The 19771-nt window shown below is 44.1% G+C and carries 13 protein-coding genes; 7 read left to right on the forward strand and 6 right to left on the reverse strand.

What is annotated here, in order from left to right:
* Positions 1 to 346: 346 nt before the first annotated feature.
* Positions 347 to 3070 (reverse strand): DNA topoisomerase (ATP-hydrolyzing) subunit A, encoded by a 2724-nt coding sequence (gene gyrA / locus AACV32_RS05270; RefSeq protein WP_017049834.1) that lies wholly within the window; start codon positions 3068 to 3070, stop codon positions 347 to 349.
* Between the two features lie 294 nt (positions 3071 to 3364).
* Here gyrA and ubiG point away from each other — a divergent pair, with 294 nt between their 5' ends.
* The 4 genes from ubiG to yfaE all read left to right on the forward strand — a co-directional run bounded on the left by ubiG (position 3365) and on the right by yfaE (position 8315).
* Positions 3365 to 4072, forward strand: coding sequence for a bifunctional 2-polyprenyl-6-hydroxyphenol methylase/3-demethylubiquinol 3-O-methyltransferase UbiG (gene ubiG / locus AACV32_RS05275; protein WP_017049835.1), 708 nt, complete (start codon positions 3365 to 3367; stop codon positions 4070 to 4072).
* A 480-nt stretch (positions 4073 to 4552) separates the two neighbouring features.
* Positions 4553 to 6835 carry a class 1a ribonucleoside-diphosphate reductase subunit alpha gene (nrdA, locus tag AACV32_RS05280; RefSeq protein ID WP_017046168.1) on the forward strand — a complete coding sequence of 761 codons (2283 nt, stop codon included), beginning with the start codon at positions 4553 to 4555 and terminating at the stop codon, positions 6833 to 6835.
* Positions 6836 to 6903: 68 nt separating this feature from the next.
* Positions 6904 to 8037 (forward strand): class Ia ribonucleoside-diphosphate reductase subunit beta, encoded by a 1134-nt coding sequence (gene nrdB, locus AACV32_RS05285; protein WP_010318364.1) that lies wholly within the window; start codon positions 6904 to 6906, stop codon positions 8035 to 8037.
* Positions 8037 to 8315 (forward strand): class I ribonucleotide reductase maintenance protein YfaE, encoded by a 279-nt coding sequence (gene yfaE, locus AACV32_RS05290; protein ID WP_013857000.1) that lies wholly within the window; start codon positions 8037 to 8039, stop codon positions 8313 to 8315. The genes nrdB and yfaE overlap by 1 nt, the downstream gene beginning before the upstream one ends.
* 67 nt (positions 8316 to 8382) lie before the next feature.
* On the opposite strand, the gene AACV32_RS05295 is transcribed toward yfaE, so the two are convergent.
* Both AACV32_RS05295 and AACV32_RS05300 read right to left on the reverse strand, forming a co-directional pair.
* Entirely contained in the window at positions 8383 to 8637 is a 255-nt protein-coding gene (locus tag AACV32_RS05295) for a hypothetical protein (RefSeq protein ID WP_013857001.1), read from the reverse strand.
* Between the two features lie 263 nt (positions 8638 to 8900).
* Complete coding sequence (locus AACV32_RS05300; RefSeq protein ID WP_017049836.1) at positions 8901 to 10139, reverse strand: CinA family nicotinamide mononucleotide deamidase-related protein; 1239 nt, start codon at positions 10137 to 10139, stop codon at positions 8901 to 8903.
* 156 nt (positions 10140 to 10295) lie between these two features.
* On the opposite strand from AACV32_RS05300, the gene AACV32_RS05305 reads away from it, so the two are divergent.
* The 3 genes from AACV32_RS05305 to AACV32_RS05315 all read left to right on the forward strand — a co-directional run bounded on the left by AACV32_RS05305 (position 10296) and on the right by AACV32_RS05315 (position 13920).
* Positions 10296 to 11234, forward strand: coding sequence for a DUF3943 domain-containing protein (locus tag AACV32_RS05305; protein WP_017044301.1), 939 nt, complete (start codon positions 10296 to 10298; stop codon positions 11232 to 11234).
* A 204-nt stretch (positions 11235 to 11438) separates the two neighbouring features.
* Positions 11439 to 11951, forward strand: a complete 513-nt coding sequence (locus tag AACV32_RS05310; protein ID WP_017049837.1) for a glycine cleavage system protein R — start codon at positions 11439 to 11441, stop codon at positions 11949 to 11951.
* A 358-nt stretch (positions 11952 to 12309) separates the two neighbouring features.
* The gene (locus AACV32_RS05315) at positions 12310 to 13920 is read left to right on the forward strand and encodes a methyl-accepting chemotaxis protein (RefSeq protein WP_026028013.1); all 1611 of its coding nucleotides are present in this window, start codon (positions 12310 to 12312) and stop codon (positions 13918 to 13920) included.
* Between the two features lie 54 nt (positions 13921 to 13974).
* On the opposite strand, the gene nspC is transcribed toward AACV32_RS05315, so the two are convergent.
* The 3 genes from nspC to AACV32_RS05330 all read right to left on the reverse strand — a co-directional run bounded on the left by nspC (position 13975) and on the right by AACV32_RS05330 (position 19322).
* Positions 13975 to 15108 carry a carboxynorspermidine decarboxylase gene (gene nspC / locus AACV32_RS05320; RefSeq protein ID WP_170894728.1) on the reverse strand — a complete coding sequence of 378 codons (1134 nt, stop codon included), beginning with the start codon at positions 15106 to 15108 and terminating at the stop codon, positions 13975 to 13977.
* Positions 15109 to 15172: 64 nt separating this feature from the next.
* On the reverse strand, positions 15173 to 16417 hold the full coding sequence (locus AACV32_RS05325) for a carboxynorspermidine synthase (RefSeq protein ID WP_017044304.1): 1245 nt from the start codon (positions 16415 to 16417) through the stop codon (positions 15173 to 15175).
* Between the two features lie 16 nt (positions 16418 to 16433).
* Positions 16434 to 19322, reverse strand: a complete 2889-nt coding sequence (locus tag AACV32_RS05330; RefSeq protein WP_026028561.1) for a pyridoxal phosphate-dependent class III aminotransferase — start codon at positions 19320 to 19322, stop codon at positions 16434 to 16436.
* Between the last annotated feature and the right edge of the window lie 449 nt (positions 19323 to 19771).

Below are 19771 nucleotides of genomic sequence, written 5' to 3' on the forward strand. Positions count from 1 at the left end.
TTTTTAGTTGTAGCGCCATTATGTTATGGGGACAGATCTTAACCAATGAATGGTTTCTTATTTATTAAAAAGTTATCTTTTCTAGAACGTTTAAAATTAAATTAATGACTTTTATGACGTTAACTCAATAGCTAAGTATAGGCAATTTTAGGTTGAATGAGAGATGTGGAGTCAGCCGTATTTGTGGCACAGATGATCTTTTCAAAAAGACCACCACGATTTCAACGCTGAATGGAAATCCTTCGCTTGTTGGATGGGCTGCTCGCTAGAAGTAAAAAGCCGAAGCAATCAATGCTCCGGCTTTTATTCTTTATCACCTTAGAATAAAGGTGGATATGTGAAACGATTACTCGTCTTCAGAATCGCTGCTCGGTTCAGAGTCAGTCTCTTCTGCGTCACTTTGTACTTCTAAAATTGCAACGCTCGCTTCACCTTCTGGCAATTCCTCACCTTCTGGTAACTCAACATCTTCAATTTCTTCAATACGTTGTAAACCTACGACGTTTTCATCTTCAGCGGTGCGAATCAAGGTCACACCTTGAGTATTGCGTCCCACTTGGCTCACTTCCGCGACGCGAGTACGAACGAGCGTACCGGCATCGGTGATCATCATGAACTCATCGCCTTCTTCAGTTTGCACTGCGCCGACAACTTGACCATTACGCTCAGACACCTTGATTGAAACAACGCCTTGAGTTGCACGACCTTTAGTTGGATATTCCCCTAAGGTTGTACGTTTACCATAGCCGTTTTGTGTCACTGTTAAGATATCGCCGTCATTTGAAGGAACAATCAGCGATACCACTTGGTCGCCTTCTGCTAGCTTCATACCACGAACACCGGACGCTGTGCGTCCCATGGCGCGAACACCTTTGAACTTAATTTCTGGCTGGCCATGTTCATCAAGAACAGGCTGACCATTTTCATCCAATACTGGCGTTTCTTCTGATTCTTTAAAGCGAACCACTTTACCAAATTTAGAAAACAGCATAATTTCACTGTTGCCATCGGTAATGTCCACACCAATCAAAGAATCATCTTCACGCAAGTTAACCGCGATCAAACCGTTAGAACGCACGTTGGCAAAGCTTGAAAGTGATGTTTTCTTCACTGTACCGTCACCGGTCGCCATAAAGATAAACTTATCATCACTAAACTCAGTGACTGGCAAAATCGCAGTAATACGTTCCCCTTCTTCCAGAGGAAGAATGTTAACGATAGGTTTACCACGCGCTGTACGGCTCGCTAGCGGTAATTGATAGACTTTCAAACGGTATGTCTTACCACGAGTCGAGAAGCAAAGAATATGGTCATGAGTATTCGCCACAAGAAGACGCTCAATGTAGTCTTCTTCTTTCATCTTCGTCGCGCTCTTACCTTTACCACCACGGCGTTGTGCTTCGTAATCGCTGAGGATCTGGTATTTCACATAACCTGCATGAGAAAGTGTAACTACCACATCTTCACGAGCAATCAGCTCTTCCATGTCGATATCGTGAGTTGCCGCGGTAATTTCAGTGCGTCGTGCGTCACCAAAAGCATCACGAACAGTTTCAAGCTCTTCGCGGATCACTTCCATCAAACGTTCAGTGCTGGCAAGGATGTGCATCAGTTCAGCGATTTCTTCCAGAAGAGCTTTGTACTCATCAAGAATTTTTTCGTGCTCTAAACCTGTCAATCTGTGCAGACGAAGTTCAAGAATTGCTTGGGCTTGTTGCTCAGTTAAGAAATATTTGCCATCACGGATACCGTATTCTGGTTCAAGCCATTCAGGACGAGCGGCATCGGTCCCAGCACGTTCAAGCATTGACGCTACGTTGCCAAGATCCCAACCACGAGCAATCAAGCCTTCTTTTGCTTCTGCTGGCGTTGCTGCGCGGCGAATCAATTCGATGATTTCATCAATGTTGGCTAACGCGAGAGCCAGTGCTTCTAGAATGTGGGCACGATCACGAGCTTTACGCAGTTCAAAAATAGTACGACGCGTCACCACTTCACGGCGGTGATCAACAAAGCATTTCAACATTTCTTTCAAGTTGAATAGCTTAGGTTGACCATTATCCAGCGCAACCATGTTGATGCCGAATGTCGTTTGTAACTGTGTTTGAGCGTAAAGGTTGTTCAGTACCACTTCACCAACCGCATCACGTTTACATTCGATAACAATACGCATGCCGTCTTTATCAGACTCATCACGCAGTGCACTGATGCCTTCGACTTTTTTCTCTTTAACCAACTCAGCAATTTTTTCAATCAAGCGTGCTTTGTTTACTTGATAAGGGATTTCTCTGACGATAATGGTTTCTTTACCATTCTTCTCGACTTCGATATCCGCTTTAGAGCGCATGTAGACTTTACCGCGCCCTGTTTTATAAGCGTCGATAATTCCTTTGCGGCCACTGATTAATGCTGCTGTTGGGAAATCTGGGCCCGGAATGTAGTCCATCAACTCATCAATGGTGATGTCTTCATTATTTATATAGGCCAAGCAACCCTCAACCACTTCCGTTAGGTTATGGGGTGGAATGTTGGTTGCCATACCTACTGCAATACCGGATGAGCCATTCACCAGTAGGTTAGGAATTTTCGTAGGAAGAACCGCAGGGATCTGTTCTGTACCGTCATAGTTCGGTACATAATCGACCGTTTCTTTGTCGAGATCGGCAAGCAGTTCGTGGGCAATTTTTGACATGCGTACTTCGGTGTAACGCATTGCTGCCGCAGAGTCACCATCGATCGAGCCAAAGTTACCTTGGCCATCGACCAACATGTAACGCAATGAGAACGGCTGCGCCATACGAACAATCGTATCGTATACAGCACTATCACCATGCGGGTGATATTTACCAATCACATCGCCCACAACACGGGCAGATTTTTTATATGGTTTATTCCAATCGTTACCAAGCACATTCATCGCGAATAGAACGCGACGGTGTACTGGTTTTAGGCCATCACGCACATCTGGAAGAGCACGACCCACGATAACGGACATCGCGTAGTCTAGGTATGAACCTCTTAGCTCATCTTCAATGTTTACGGGCGTGATCTCTCTAGCTAGATCGCTCATAGAGCCATTATCCCTCTATCTTTTGATCGTATATTCGATACGTACAAGGCCGAAAAATATAACACATAATTCACTACTTCGGCATCCCTTTCCCTTTCCTTTTATCAGGTTGTGACCTTTGTTGTGTATCAAGTGCCGAGAAATTGCACATTCATTCCATACCCGGCTGATTAATGGCCAAATTTTAGCCAAAAATTAATGAAATAAAGATAACCTGTAGCCTGTGATAATCAACTGGTTATAATACCCCACACAACTAAAGATGCCTATTTTGACAGCAAGAGCGAATCTAACATGACTAAAGCACAAAACGTTGATCTTAATGAAATTAAAAAGTTTGAAGAGATGGCGTCACGCTGGTGGGATCTGGATGGTGAATTTAAGCCACTGCATCAAATTAACCCGTTAAGATTGAACTATGTGTTAGTCAATGCCAACGGCTTATTTGGCAAGAAGGTGCTCGATGTAGGATGTGGTGGCGGAATTTTAGCCGAAAGCATGGCGCAAGAAGATGCGCAAGTGACTGGCTTAGACATGGGCAAAGAACCGCTTGAAGTCGCTCGTTTACATGCTTTAGAAACCGGAACAAAGCTCACTTATATTCAAAGTACGATTGAAGACCACGCCGCTGACAACCCACACACATATGATGTTGTCACTTGCATGGAAATGCTTGAGCATGTTCCAGACCCATTGTCCGTTGTTCAAGCCTGCTCTGCGTTGGTCAAACCCGGCGGTCATGTTTTCTTTTCTACGCTCAATCGTAATTTTAAGTCTTACCTGTTTGCCATCGTGGGCGCAGAAAAGTTGCTACGCATTGTTCCAGAAGGCACACATGATCATGGAAAATTCATCCGCCCATCGGAACTGATTAAGATGATTGATAAAACAAACCTGCAAGAGCAAGGAATAACAGGCCTACTTTATAACCCGTTAACCGATACTTACCGTTTAGGGCGCAATGTTGATGTCAATTACATCGTTCATACTCAGCTTTTTTAAAGTCAGTGGTTATCTAATATGCCATTATCGATAGCGTATTGCTCACGTTAAAAATTAAGCCGAATAGCACATTTTTTCTCGGTTTCTAGACTGTTTTTTGTGCTCTAGATTCCATTTTAACCACATCGAAAATCGCTCCCTTTTTTCCTCAAAGATCAAGAAGTTTTTTTTTGATTGTGGTTACATCTAAACCAAACTCAAAACGGTAATTTTCTACAATCAAATCGGCTCTTTGATCATCAGTAAGTGGGTACTAACTGTTTTTTTTATTTTTGCTAGTTATCCACAAGCTGTCCCAGATCTGTAACTTGAAATGAGCTTCAGATAGCACTATCTTGTAACTCGCAAAGCAAAGAACCCCTATATGTTGTGTTTGCACTACAATATATAGATAAATTCAGATCACAAAGCCGCGATGAAATTTACAACAATTCTACAAAAATACGGCCTTAATCAGTTTTGTTAGGGAAATGAAGCAGAATGAACCAAAAACTTACTGTCACCAAGCGTGATGGACGCAAAGAAACAATTGATCTTGAGAAAATCCACCGTGTAATCGCGTGGGCTGCGGAAGACCTGCACAATGTCTCTGTATCACAAGTAGAACTGAAAGCTCACATTCAGTTTTACGATGGTATTACCACCTCTGACATCCATGAGACTATCATCAAATCCGCTGCCGATTTGATTTCAGAAGAGACGCCAGATTACCAATATCTAGCGGCTCGTCTTTCGGTGTTCCATTTGCGTAAAAAAGCCTACGGACAATACGAGCCACCCACTTTGTACAACCATGTCTCTCGTTTGGTTGAAATGGGCAAATACGATAAGCACCTTATCGAAGATTATACTCGCGCAGAATTTGAAGAACTCGACACTTATATCGATCACGCACGTGACCTTAATTTTTCTTACGCCGCGGTAAAACAGCTTGAAGGTAAGTACTTCGTGCAAAACCGTGTGACGAAACAAATTTATGAGAGTGCCCAGTTCCTCTACATTTTGGTCGCCGCTTGCTTATTCGCGAAATATCCAAAAGAAAACCGTCTCGATTACATTAAGCGTTTTTACGACGCAACATCAATGTTCAAAATCTCGCTGCCAACGCCAATCATGTCGGGCGTGCGCACGCCTACCCGTCAATTTAGCTCATGTGTGTTGATTGAATGTGGTGACAGCTTAGATTCAATCAATGCCACAGCAAGCTCTATCGTACGTTATGTATCACAGCGTGCGGGTATTGGTATTAACGCGGGCCGCATTCGTGCATTAGGCTCGGAAATTCGCGGTGGTGAAGCATTCCACACGGGTTGTATTCCTTTTTATAAATATTTCCAAACCGCAGTGAAGTGCTGTTCTCAAGGTGGTGTACGTGGTGGCGCAGCCACTGTCTTCTACCCTTTGTGGCACGGTGAAGTGCAGTCGCTACTGGTATTGAAAAATAACCGCGGCGTTGAAGAGAACCGTGTTCGTCATATGGACTATGGTGTTCAGCTCAATAAGTTGATGTATTCTCGCTTAGTTCAAGGCGGTAATATCACCCTATTCTCCCCTTCTGATGTGCCTGGATTGTATGACGCATTCTTCGAAAACCAAGACGAATTCGAACGTTTGTATGTTCAATATGAGAATGACACTTCGATTAAAAAAGAGACGGTGAAAGCGGTAGAACTGTTCTCCCTATTGATGCAAGAACGTGCCTCCACTGGCCGTATCTACATCCAGAACGTTGACCACTGCAATACGCACAGCCCGTTTGATGCGTCTGTAGCGCCTGTTCGCCAATCAAATCTCTGTTTGGAGATCGCACTGCCGACGAAACCGCTGTCTAATGTTGAAGATAATGAAGGTGAGATTGCGCTATGTACGCTTTCGGCATTCAACTTAGGTTCAATTCAATCTCTGGATGATTTCGAAGAGTTGTCTGATCTTGTGGTTCGTGCGCTAGATGCACTGTTGGATTATCAAGATTACCCACTGCCTGCCGCTTATAAGTCAACCATGAATCGCCGTACATTGGGTGTAGGCGTGATTAACTACGCTTACTATCTGGCGAAAAATGGCGTGAAATATTCGGACGGTAGTGCAAATGGTTTGACACACCGCACTTTTGAAGCGATGCAATATTACCTGTTGAAGGCTTCAGTCGCGTTAGCCAAAGAACAAGGCCGATGCCCTCTATTCCATGAAACAAATTATGCCAAAGGCTTGCTGCCTATCGACACCTATAAAAAAGATGTCGACCAAATTTGCGCAGAACCTTTGCATTATGATTGGGATGCGCTGCGCGCAGAGATCATGGAATTTGGCTTACGTAACTCAACGTTAACAGCGTTAATGCCTTCAGAAACCTCTTCGCAAATTTCCAATGCCACCAACGGTATTGAGCCTCCTCGCGGTTATGTTTCAGTAAAAGCCTCAAAAGATGGCATCTTGAAACAAGTCGTGCCGGATTTCATTAATTTGAAAGAGAACTATGAGTTATTGTGGAATATTGGTTCTAACAACGGCTATCTGCACCTAGTCGGCATCATGCAGAAATTTGTTGACCAAGCGATTTCCGCTAATACCAACTACGACCCCAGCGCTTATGAAAGTGGCAAAGTGCCAATGAAACAGTTGCTGCAAGATCTGCTGACGGCATATAAATTTGGTGTGAAAACCTTGTACTATCACAACACTCGTGATGGCGCGAAGGATGATCAAAAAGACGCAGTACAGGCACAAGATGATGATTGTGCGGGCGGCGGTTGTAAGATCTAACTCTATTTCACTCAACGTATTCAATAATGCTCCCCACGCAGGGGAGCTTAAAAGGGATTGAGGCATTTATGGCTTACAGTACTTTTTCTCAAAAAAAGAATGATCAACTCAAAGAACCGATGTTTCTTGGCCAATCGGTTAACGTGGCTCGTTACGACCAGCAAAAGTTTGAAATTTTTGAAAAACTGATAGAAAAACAGCTCTCGTTCTTCTGGCGTCCAGAAGAAGTCGACGTATCGAGTGATCGCATTGATTACAACAAGCTTCCAGATCATGAAAAGCACATTTTCATCTCGAACTTAAAATATCAAACGCTACTGGATTCAATCCAAGGTCGCAGCCCTAACGTGGCACTGCTACCGCTGGTTTCGCTTCCTGAAGTGGAAACATGGATTGAAACTTGGTCATTTTCAGAAACGATCCACTCACGCTCATACACTCATATTATTCGTAATATTGTGAATGATCCGGGTATTGTGTTTGATGACATCGTCGAAAATGAACACATATTGAAACGCGCAAAAGACATTGCACACTATTACGATGATCTGATCCAACTGTCTAATGACTATCACCGTTTTGGTGAAGGAACACATCAGATTAATGGTGAGAGCGTCAAAATTAGCTTGGGTGACCTGAAACGCAAACTTTATCTTTGCTTGATGTCAGTCAATGCGTTGGAAGCGATTCGTTTCTATGTCAGCTTCGCCTGCTCATTTGCCTTTGCAGAGCGCGAATTGATGGAAGGTAACGCCAAAATCATCAAGTTGATTGCACGTGATGAAGCTTTGCACCTGACTGGTACACAGCATATGATCAACTTGCTGCGTAATGGACAAGACGATTTCGCTTTCTTACAAATCGCTGAAGAGTGCAAGCAAGAGTGTTTTGATTTGTTCAAAGCGGCTGCTGAACAAGAAAAAGAGTGGGCTGAATATCTATTTAAAGATGGTTCGATGATTGGTTTAAACAAAGACATTCTGTGCCAATACGTTGAATACATCACCAACGTTCGTATGCAAGCGGTTGGTTTAGATATCGCCTACCCCGGCGCAACATCAAACCCAATTCCTTGGATTAATGCATGGTTGTCTTCAGACAACGTACAAGTTGCACCTCAAGAAGCAGAAATCAGCTCCTACCTTGTAGGCCAAATTGACAATGAAGTTCGTGCCAATGACTTCGAGGACTTTGAGCTGTAATGGCGACCATTAAAATCAACAAAGTTACAACCATAGAATCAAACTCTTCCAATACTTTATTGGAAAGTATGGAGAGTGCGGGGCTAGAGCCAGAGTACAACTGTCGCGATGGTCACTGCGGTGCCTGTCGCTGCACGCTCGTTAAAGGCGAAGTGGAATATGTTGGTTTTGCGATGGCTTACACAGAGCGCAACGAAATATTGCCCTGTATTTGTAAAGCCAAAAGCCACGTGGAACTTGCTGGTGTTAATTATCGACCCAAAGCAAGGCGAGCCTAATCTCGATCTGCCAATAGTGCACTGTTAACGCATCACACATTGGCGCGTTAAAAAGGTAAAGCCAGAGCTATGCTCTGGCTTTATACATTCCTAGAAGAATGCCATCAGCTGTACCCATTGATACGGATTTGTTAGCGATTTCTCTGCCATCCCCATCAAACAATGAAAGTCTATATCCTTGATAGCTAGGCGTATCTAAGTCTGATGGAGCGTTGAGCCATAAAGAAACAACATCACTCATTTCATTACTCAATGCCTCACCTAAGATCACTTTTTGACTTGCAACTTTATACCAAACTAAAATTTTCGATTGGTTAAACATGTCAGCCTCCTGCTGAATTTCATCGAGCGGACTGACAGTGTACAGAGAAAAGATGTGTAAAAAAGACCCAATTTTGAAACAATTTTATCTGATGCGTGAAATCATGAGCTTAGTCTTTAGACGAAATAATCATAAGCTAAGCACCTCACCGAACCTACGGAATAAGCCAAAAAATCATGCAGTTACCACCCGATACAATTTAAATGCAAAGCACTTAATTATCAACAGCTTAGATTTAAAAATACGCTAACACATTGAGTTAATTAGCCAATAACGCTCGCAGGTAAAAACATCTCTTTGACGGAGATCAATGCCCCATACTGAGCAAAAATAGGCTTATTCGATAAATAGCGGCGTAACATATCAGCCGCGATGGTCCCCATTAACTCCCTCTGCTCATCGGCGCTGTAACGACGCTTGAATTTGAGGATCTGTCCCCACTCTCCCTGCGGAGCCGATAAAGCTAGGCTAAATTGATCATCATTTAATACACCAGTCACGAGCGATAACGAAGTAGAACACTTTTCCTTCGTTGCGCCAGCAAGCGCTAATGACGCCGCGAGTGGATCTTGATCGCCTAAGCCCGATTCAACGTTGCGGCTCAAAATCCAGCAGTGACCGCTCAACGCTTCCACCTGCTCGTTACTTAACAACCAACTGGCGAGCCAACCTTTGGTCGCTTGTTCTGCAATAGAGATCGATAATCCTTTGTCTTGCATTAAATGACCGATATGCGTGAGCATAGGTTCATCGACACTCACAACATGTTGTTCCAAATGCTGGTAGATGATCTGTAGTAGTTTTACTCGGCGTTCTAAATCACTTTTCGGACCAAACAATTTCACCTCAATAAAAGGCAGATAAGAACGATACCCCAGTATATACCCTTCCGGTAAGACTAATTTATCCAACTTATCTGAAATGGCCGATTCCGATGAACCCAGAGTGAATAAACGGCTGCACTCTAATCCCGTTTGTTGTGGGTATGTCGCTAGCAAGTCAGGTAAAATCTGTTCAGAGACCATCAACTTAAACTCTTTGGGTACTCCGGGGGTGAAATAACAAACACAATCATTAATCTGAACTTTAAAGCCGCAAGCCGTCCCTATTGGGTTATCAATGATGTCAGAGAACTCAGGTAACATCGCTTGTTTGAGGTTACTTTCTGGCATCACAACACCACGCTGCGCAAAAAATTCGTCCAGTTTTTGCTTCCACAGCACAGACAACACCAACTTTTGGTCCGCCGCTTGAGCCGCCGCCGCCGCACTTAAATCATCAGACGTTGGGCCGAGCCCGCCATTTACGATCAATACATCATTATTGAAACTAAGCATCAGTAACTCTTCAACCAAGGCTTGCTGGCTATCGCCTACCGTTGATCGTTTTACTAACGAAAAACCCTGCTGGAAGAACTCACTGGATAACCAAGCAGCATTGGTATCGACAATATCGCCATGGAGCACTTCCTCACCCGTGCTTAACATTGCTATTTTCAACATATCATGGTGTCCTTTTGTGTACGCTTACAGGTGTGCTATCAATCAATACGGCAGAGAATAAAGTGCAATATATAACGCTTTGAATGCTATTTTTCTCATAAGTTTCCTTATTTACATAATTTGCTGTTTTCATCACCGCCGCTTTAATAGATAATTGTGATTCTGATCATTAAAAACAAAACTTTGGAGCCCTCCGTGTCAAAGAAAAGCATCATACCATTGATGTTATCGTTTTCGGCTTGTGCTAGTGCCACTGCATACGATTTCAACCAACACATTGAGTTTTCCTATACGGTCGACTGCAATCAAATTTCTTGTTTTAATGACGATCCGAATATTTACCAATCGAACTCTCCATTTTTAGCAAGCTTAGCAGAGTCGCAACCGCTAAACCTTGAAGAGCCCGCGCTGCCTAAATATCTTACCGTGCAAGATACAAAAGACTGGGACTATCTCAAAGGCCAAACCTATACCATCTTAGGATTAAGCGTAGCAACCGTTGGTTTAATGACATTTTTGCCTGCATCCATTACTAAATGGGATGAAGAGGATCGCAGCATAAGCGGCATAGGCAGTAAATGGAAAGATAACGTATCATCCGGCCCCACTTGGGATAGAGATGAGCATTATCTCAACTACATTATGCACCCCTACTTTGGCGGCGTTTACTACACAGCCGCAAGACATGCTGGATTTAATGAGTTTGAATCTTTTCTTTACTCCGGTGTTATGTCGACTTTCTTTTGGGAATATGGCGTAGAATCGTTTGCCGAGATACCGTCATGGCAAGACTTATTTATTACGCCCTTTTTTGGTGCGGTTGTCGGTGAGCTGATGTTTGAAGCGGAACAAGATATTGTTACCACAGGTGGTGAAGTGTTGGGTTCATCGACTCTGGGTGATGTCACACTTTTCTTCCTCAACCCTGTTGGACATATCCATGGCTGGGTATCAAATGCTTGGGGAGGCGATGCCGAAGTAGAATTTAATGGCACGCCTTGGTTTGGCAACCAAGATGCCGCAAAGTTTGCTTTGGACTCAGGCGCTAGCTATGATTCGCAATTTTATGGCCTTAACCTCAAAGTCAGTTTCTAAAAAACAAAGGGCTAAACACAAGGCCAATGCCTAAAGCCAAGGCTATTTTTGTGGCCCAAGTATGAATACTGACAAGCAAAAGACTGCGTAAATGTAAAAAATTGACTCTCATCAAGTCTTATCTAAGATAGGCCTCTACACTGAAGTGAAAGGAATTCAAGATCAACGATTTATCTTTCGTTAGCTTGCTATGGGAGGCCTATTATGAACAGTACATTTATTGTCAATTTCGTCGGCAGTGCAACACCAGCCACAATTAAACATCTTGCCGCGATCACTCATGAAAATGGTGGAAAATGGTTAATAAGTAAAGTGAACTTTATTGAAAACCAAGTAGCTGCCGTCATTAAAATAGAGTTACCGACCTCAAATGCCGTTATCGTTCAACAAGCATTTAGAGAACAACCCGATCTTCTGGTGCAGATTGTTGATTCTGACGTACATCAACACGAAAAAGAAACGATTTACCAACTGCGGATTGATGCAAACGACCGTGCAGGCATCGTCAACGAAATCACCCACCTTCTTGATAATCAAGGTATCAATATTTTAGATATGGATTGCCAACGCGTTTTTATTGCGGGTGGCGGAGGTGTCAGCTCAAGTTTATTTACCGCCAACCTAGCCATCAAGCTCCCAGTTGCGATACAAATTGAAGACGTAGCCGATGAGCTTGAAGCGCTCAGTGAAGATACGCGCGTGATATTAGAAGTGTAATCTCGTTTACGCCCCCGAAAAAAGGAAGCTGATGCTTCCTTTTTTATCGACCTCACTATCTATTAAGTAAGATTAAAGTTGTGATTCAGTTAACAAAATCAACTAATTGCATTCGCGAAATGACGACCATATTCCAATATTAGAGAGCGGGTAACCATAATTAATCTAAGCCTGCAAATCCTAGATGCCGAATAACTTGAAGACGCCGTCAGATGGATAAACGGATGATTACTAATGAGCATTAACAAACCTTGTGACTCTGGCAATCAACGTAACCAACATCACGGTAACCTCAAGTACAACAGGTAAACCAATATGCCCAGCAATAAGGTTGGGTTGTTTTAATGGTGGTAACGTCATGTTGAAGCTTGAAAATATTAAGGTCAGCTACAAGCTGACCGCTATTATCGCGGTTGCAATTGTTGGCTTATTGAGCTTACTGTTCATTGCAACTAGCGCGCTGAGAAGTAACTTAGTCGTAGAGCGTGAAGCGAGGTTGAACGCAGTTATCGATACTCTCCTCTCACAAATCTCACACCTTCAGAAAACACTCCCCGAAGACGAAGCTAAATCACAGGCGAAAATACTCATCAACAACACACGTTTTGACAGCAACAACTATCTTTTTGCTATCGATGAGTCTCGTTACACCATTGCCCATCCGATTCGCACTGATTTGGTTGGCAAACAGATGGGAAGCCCAGGAAAAGATACGCAAGGCGAGTTTTGGTTCACTATGGTTGAACTTGGCAAAAATGGTCAACAAGGCACGTTGACATATCCTTGGCAGACTAACAGTGGAACACCCGCAGAGAAATTATCGGCAGTCCACGGGTTTGCGCCGTGGCATTGGATTATCGGCTCAGGCATGCTCATCAATGACATTGAAGAGGCAATCAACAAACAGATCCTCAAGATGGGAGGAGCGACATTGGCAGTTGTGTTTGTGATGGCAACGCTTGGGGTGGTCATCAGCCGAGCCATCATTATGCCGTTAGAGTCAATTAAAGAAGTCATGAAAAAAGTGGCAAGTGGCGATTTAACCGCACAAGTCCCAGTAATGGGAGAAGATGAGATTGGCATTGTGGCATGTCGTATCAATGACAGCGTAAGTGCAGTGCGTTTAGCATTAATCGAGTCGGTCACCTCAGCAAACCTGCTTGCAGAGGCCGCCATTCGCATCGCTTCTTCTGCGGAAGAAACTAGCCAAGCGGTGACCAGTCAACGTGACCAATTAAGTCAGCTCGCAACCGCGATGAATGAAATGAGTGCGACAGTTGCCGATGTTGCAGGCCATGCAGAAGAGACAGCAAGAGACACATTGGATGCCAGCAAAGAAGCCGGCTTAGGCGATAAAGACGTACATTCCAGTGTGGACAGCATTAAAGCGCTCTCAAAAGAGCTGGAAGTGGCTACTGAGCAAGTGCACAAACTCAAAGAAGGCGTGATGCAAATCAGTGAAGTTACCACAGTGATCAGCGGCATTTCTGAACAAACCAATTTACTTGCACTAAATGCAGCGATTGAAGCCGCACGTGCTGGAGAACAAGGTAGAGGATTCGCAGTGGTCGCCGACGAGGTCAGAAATTTAGCTAGCCGTACCCATCATTCCACTGACCAAATCCAAACCACCATTAACCGCTTACAGCAACTGGCCGTTAGTACATCAAACGCGATGCAAAAAAGCCAAGATCTCGCTTATAACAGTGTGGAGCGGGCAGAAAATGCAGGCAGCGATCTTTCCTTGATCGTCAGTCATATTCAGCATGTGAGTGATAAAGCAATTCAAATCGCCACTGCGGCAGAAGAACAAAGTGCAGTGGCCGAAGAAATGAACCGTAACGTCAGTGGTATTAACGATTCGGCATTGGAGATGTCACAATCGGCAAACTATTTGGCAGAAGAGAGTGAAACCTTGGCCGCTCTTTCACGCCAATTAGACGAAAGAATGAAAAGCTTTAAACTCTAAGGTGTGATTTTACAAAAATAGGCCTCACCCACTGTATGGTGAGGCCTATTGTCATCAGTTTACCGACCATTGAGATAATGAACGTTTAAAGTCTTCATAGCCAAATTCATTCAGTTTCTGAAGCTCTCCTGTACTGCGTTGACAATACACGGAAGGCATTTTAAGGCCATTAAACCAATTCAATTTCACCATGGTATAGCCCGCGCTATCCATGATATGCAACCGCTGGCCAATCGATAATGGCTGTTCAAATGAAGCCACACAAAATTGATCACCCGCTAAGCAAGAACACGAGCCAATGACATACTCATGTTCACCGTTCGCACTCGCTTCTAAGATAGCCGCAGGCTCTTTGTAAATCAGTGTGTCTAAACGATGCGCTTCAGTTGCCGAATCAACAATCGCTGTTTTCATGCCATTTTCAACGATATCGACGACAGTCACCACTAAATCAGCCGTTTTCGTGATGATCGCCTCACCCGGTTCAAGATAAAGCTGAACCTGATGCTTTTCTGAAAAGGCCTTAAGCGCTAATGCTAATTTTTCTAGCGGATAACCAGGCCAAGTGAAGAACACACCACCGCCTAGGCTGATCCAATCTAACTTATCCAGATATTGGCCAAAACGCTCAGAGATCGAATCTAATAACGCAATGAACGCATCAGCATCTTTGTTCTCACAGTTCATATGGAACATCACGCCATTGATAGTATCGAACACTGAGTTATCAATATGGTCTGTTTGAACACCTAAACGAGAAAACTGACGTGCGGGATTGGCAAGATCTTGCCCAGCGTAACTTACGCCGGGGTTTAAACGTAAACCCAATGATGCCTTGCCTTCAACTAAATGACGATAAGCGGCCAACTGGGATTGCGAATTAAAAATCATTTTGTCGCAAATATCGGCCACTTCTTTAACATCAGCTTCACTGTAGCCAACGCTATAGGCGTGTGTTTCACCACCAAACGTTTCGTAACCTAATTTTACTTCAAATGGGCCACTGCTGGTGGTGCCATCTAAGTAAGGTTTGATGATGTCAAACACTCCCCAAGTAGAGAAGCATTTTAAAGCCAAGACGAGTTTGACGCCCGACATCTCTTTGAGCTGCTTCGCGATTTCTAGGTTCGCGATCAACTGTGATTCATCAATCATAAAATAGGGCGTTTGGAGTTCGCTTTTTTGCATCTATTTATCACTCTCAAATTGAAGAAAGCCGACACATCTGCATCGGCTTAACTATCGAAAACTCTTATTTTAGAATTTTAATCTCTGGTTGCCCGATATCGAGCTCTTGAACATGCCAATCCAAACCTAATTTCGGCATCGTTTCTAAAAACAGATCAGGGTCAAGCTGTTCTAAGTTAAACACGCCCGCTTGTGCCCAATGCCCTTGGAAATACTGCAATGCCGCAGTAATGGCAGGAACGCCCGTGGTGTAAGCGATGGCTTGATGCTCTACATCATGGTATGCCACTTCATGGTCTGCATTATTGTAGATAAAGACACTGCGCTGTTTACCGTCCTTCCAACCTTGCACCCAAGTACCAATGCAAGTCAGGCCTTTGTAACCAGGGGCCAAAGAGGTTGGGTCTGGCAACATCGCTTTAAGCACTTGAAGTGGTTGAACCACAGTACCATCTTGCAGCGTCAATGGGTTTGGGCTCAATAAACCAATATCACGCATGCAATTGAAATAGTTGAGATAACGATCGCCAAAACCCATCCAAAATTCAATTCGTTTGGCCGGAATAAACTCTTTCATCGAACGTACTTCATCGTGCGACATGGAGTACACCTTGTGCTGGCCGCACTGAGGAAAATCAAATTCTAGCATTCGTGAATGGCAAGGAACACGCTGCCATTGCCCTTCTTCCCAATAGAAAGAGTCACCTTGAATCTCTAACATATTGGTTTCTGGATCAAAGTTAGTCGCAAATTTCTTGCCGTGATCGCCTGCATTAATGTCCATCACATCAATACTGTCGATTTCGTCAAAGAGGTGCTTCACCGCATACGCGGCAAACACGCTAACCACGCCCGGATCAAAACCAGCACCGAGAATAGCGGTAATACCTGCTTGCTTAAATTTTTCACGAAATGCCCATTGAGGATCATACGCTTCAGGCACTTGTTGACCTTCAGAGCAAAGGTCAACAGCAACCGATGTATCTAGATAGGAAACCTTGGCTTGATAACAGGCTTCCATGATTGGCACGTTTACCCAAGGAGGGCCAGCGTTGATCACAAGATCAGGCTGGACTTCTTTAATTAATGCAACTAACGAGGCTACGTCATCCGCCTTGACGGTGCGTGCCTCAAGTTTTTTAGTTGGATCTTTAAGGTTATTTTTTCCTTTGATCGATTCAATGATCTTCTCGCACTTTTCAAGAGTACGAGAAGCAAGAACAATATCACCGAGTATGTCGTTGTTTTGGGCCGCCTTATGTGCGACAACCCAGCCAACGCCTCCCGCGCCAATTTGTAAAATAGACATGGTTGTTTGTATTCCTTTATGCCTTGGCTAGCTCAGAGGCTAGTACTTCAATCTTATTAAGTAATGCTTTGAAATCTGACAGTTGTAAGCATGGGTTTAAAATGGTGAATTTAAGCGCTGTTTTGCCATCCACAATCGTCTCGCCCAACACCGCGACACCACGTGTCAATGCTTCTAAACGCAACGCTTTGTTCAACTCGTCAAAATCTACCACTTGTTTATCCACGGAACGGAATAACACGGTGGAGAGAGCAGGCTCAGCCAAGAGTTCAAAAGCATCGTGATGCTGAACTAAATCTGCCACTTGCAGTGTTTGTTCTAGCAGATGATCGTACATTTCACCCAAAGCCTTAGGGCCTACGTTTTGCATTGTCATAAACACTTTCAATGCATCAAAACGCTTGGTCGTAGAAATAGATTTATCCACCAAGTTTGGCAGTTCATCATGTTCACGGTTAAGGTAATCCGCATGATGCAGTAGATACTTGAAGTGACTTTTATCTTTGAGCAACACCGCGCCACAACTGATCGTTTGGAAGAACAATTTATGGAAGTCGACGCTGACCGAGTGCGCACGCTCAACGCCTTGCAAACGTGCTTTATGGCTACTTAGAACCAATGCGCCGCCGTATGCTCCATCCACATGCATCCAGAGATCATGTTGCTGTGCTACATCCGCGATCGTCGACAGATCATCAATCGCACCGTGATCCGTTGTGCCTGCTGTTCCAACAATAGCAAAAGGAATAAGACCTTCCGCTTTCGCTTGTGCAACAACCGCTTCCAGTTTGGTGACATCCATTGTCCCGTTTGGATTCGCATCAACCGCCAAAATGGCTTTCTCGCCCAACCCCATCCAAGAGGCCGATTTTTGCACGGTGAAATGCGATTTTTTCGAGCACACAATACGCAGCTTATCGGCATACTCAGGTAAGCCCAGCTTTTGAATAGAATGACCACTCAATTTATCGGCAATCCAGTCACGGGCTAACATTAAACCCATTTGGTTGCTTTGCGTGCCACCACTGGTGAAAATACCATCCGCCTGAGCGCCGAGTTCGTATTTATCACACATCCAATCAATCACTTTCTGTTCAACATAGGTAGCAGAAGACGATTGATCCCATGAGTCCATGGACTGGTTTAATGCACCAATCATCGCTTCAGCCACTACTGATGGCATCAAGGGTGGCGTGTGCAGGTGAGCAATACAATCTGGGTGTTGAACGATAATGGAATTTTTGGCTACCAGATCTGCCATTTCAGAGATCACATCCTTCAATGGCGCATTTTTGTTATCCAAATCTACTGCGTAAATCGCTTCTTCAAGCTGCTTTGGATCCAAACCTGAATAAGGCGCTTTGGCTTGTTCAAAAACAGCTTTCATCGCAGAAGTGGCATGGTTCATCACATCGGCAAATTCATTGCTGCCCATTTCACCGGTTTGGATAAAATGCTTCTTCCACGCTTGATTTTCTGGCTCTGGATCTTTCTCGCCGCCACCTGCGGCTAAAATCGCCGCTTCAAGAGTGCGCAGGGCAAAATCGATCTGCTCGAATGAGATGATAATCGGTGGTAAGAAACGAATAACGGATCCTTCACGGCCACCTTTTTCAACCATCAACCCACGCTCAAGTGCCGCGCGTTGGATAGCGAGTGTTAATTGGCCATCAGCCATTGGCTCGCCAAATTTGTTCATTTCACCGTTTGGTTTACGAATTTCAAGGCCGAGCATCAAACCTTTGCCACGAACTTCAGCAATACAATTCACGCGGCGTTGAATCGCTTCAAGCCCTTGGCGTAGGTACTGACCCGCGACATTAGCGTGTTCAACGAGGTTATCACGTAAAATAATTTCTAACGCTTTCGCACCAGAAACCATGGCCAATTGGTTACCACGGAACGTGCCTGTGTGCTCACCCGGTTTCCAAGTATCGATCTCTTTCTTGAACACAAGAATAGACATTGGTAGACCACCACCAATGGCTTTAGATAGGCAAAGAATATCAGGACAAATGCCAGACTCTTCAAATGCAAAGCGGTAACCCGATTTACCCACGCCACACTGAATTTCATCGAAAATTAATAAAATACCGTGTTCATCGCAGATACGGCGTAGTTCACGCAGCCAGAATGCTGGAGCGGGAATAACGCCACCTTCACCTTGAACAGGTTCAACAATAATGGCCGCCGGTTTCATGATGCCTGCTTCGTCATCGTTCAGCAGACGTTCGATGTAGCGAATGCTCGCTTTGGCACCTTCATCGCCCCCTAAACCAAACGGGCAGCGCAAGTTGTATGGGAATGGCATAAAATGCACATCCGACATTAACCCTGTGCGACGAGCTTTGGTATTCAGGTTGCCCATCATACCCATCGTACCGTTGGTCATCCCGTGGTAAGCACCGCGAAACGCAAACATGGTATTACGACCCGTTGTCTGCTTCACCAGCTTGATAGCCGCTTCAACGGCATCCGCACCAGAAGGTCCACAAAATTGAATCGCGGAATTTTTTGCAAACTCTTCAGGCAAAAATGCTTTTACTTGCTTGATGAATTTGTCTTTAGCGTGCGTTGTCATATCCAATGTCTGATATGGCAGACCTGAATCTAACTGCTCTTTCAGTGCTTGATTGATCTCAGGATGGTTATACCCAAGCGCCAACGTTCCCGCGCCCGCTAAGCAGTCGAGGAAAATTTGTCCGCGCGTATCTTCTACTAACGCACCATAAGCTTGCTTGATGGCAATCGGTAGACGGCGTGGGTATGAACGAACTTCAGATTCATGCTCAATTTGATCGAGTAGAATTTGGTCCGGTGTGAGATCATAAATACCTTCAACAACAGGTACCTGAGATGAAAAAATGTTTGCGATAGTGTTATCGACTTCAAAGGCTGTGCTCATTTCCCTTCCCCTTGAATGTGAAAATTTCCGCCTATTTCCTTGGTTTGGTTTGAATATAAGGAAATATGACATAGCAATAAGCTCCGTATTAGCCAAAGGGCAAAAACGGAAATTGGTTCATCGTCTTCGATGAAAGATTACTAAATCAGAGAATCAAGGTTCGGTGATAGAACTGTCTTCAAGCACAGGGCATAGAGGAAGTACAAAGCTGATTAACGTCAGTGTGTTAAGTGATGATGAGTTCAATGTTGGGTTTCCCATTCACATGCAGCTCCCGCTGCAAGAGTATCCCGTCTATCAACAAAAGGACTTGCTGATACCTACCCTACGTAATGTCACAATCAGCCTGAATGGTCATTACGCGTGTCCCCCAGAAGCTACTGTCCGAGATTGGTGCGAAAAATATCAAAAAATAATTACGCTGGCAATAATTTTCAATAAATCGATAA

The organism is Vibrio sp. B7, from assembly GCF_963888765.1.
In the GTDB taxonomy this organism is placed as follows: domain Bacteria; phylum Pseudomonadota; class Gammaproteobacteria; order Enterobacterales; family Vibrionaceae; genus Vibrio; species Vibrio anguillarum.

What these genes read in the sequence shown, in the direction of transcription:
- nrdB (WP_010318364.1), top strand. Translation starts at nt 6,904, where the DNA reads ATGGCTTACAGTACTTTTTCTCAAAAAAAGAATGATCAACTCAAAGAA.
- AACV32_RS05295 (WP_013857001.1), bottom strand. Translation starts at nt 8,637, where the DNA reads ATGTTTAACCAATCGAAAATTTTAGTTTGGTATAAAGTTGCAAGTCAA.
- AACV32_RS05310 (WP_017049837.1), top strand. Translation starts at nt 11,439, where the DNA reads ATGAACAGTACATTTATTGTCAATTTCGTCGGCAGTGCAACACCAGCC.
- AACV32_RS05300 (WP_017049836.1), bottom strand. Translation starts at nt 10,139, where the DNA reads ATGTTGAAAATAGCAATGTTAAGCACGGGTGAGGAAGTGCTCCATGGC.
- gyrA (WP_017049834.1), bottom strand. Translation starts at nt 3,070, where the DNA reads ATGAGCGATCTAGCTAGAGAGATCACGCCCGTAAACATTGAAGATGAG.
- AACV32_RS05315 (WP_026028013.1), top strand. Translation starts at nt 12,310, where the DNA reads ATGTTGAAGCTTGAAAATATTAAGGTCAGCTACAAGCTGACCGCTATT.
- AACV32_RS05325 (WP_017044304.1), bottom strand. Translation starts at nt 16,417, where the DNA reads ATGTCTATTTTACAAATTGGCGCGGGAGGCGTTGGCTGGGTTGTCGCA.
- nspC (WP_170894728.1), bottom strand. Translation starts at nt 15,108, where the DNA reads ATGCAAAAAAGCGAACTCCAAACGCCCTATTTTATGATTGATGAATCA.
- ubiG (WP_017049835.1), top strand. Translation starts at nt 3,365, where the DNA reads ATGACTAAAGCACAAAACGTTGATCTTAATGAAATTAAAAAGTTTGAA.
- AACV32_RS05330 (WP_026028561.1), bottom strand. Translation starts at nt 19,322, where the DNA reads ATGAGCACAGCCTTTGAAGTCGATAACACTATCGCAAACATTTTTTCA.
- yfaE (WP_013857000.1), top strand. Translation starts at nt 8,037, where the DNA reads ATGGCGACCATTAAAATCAACAAAGTTACAACCATAGAATCAAACTCT.
- nrdA (WP_017046168.1), top strand. Translation starts at nt 4,553, where the DNA reads ATGAACCAAAAACTTACTGTCACCAAGCGTGATGGACGCAAAGAAACA.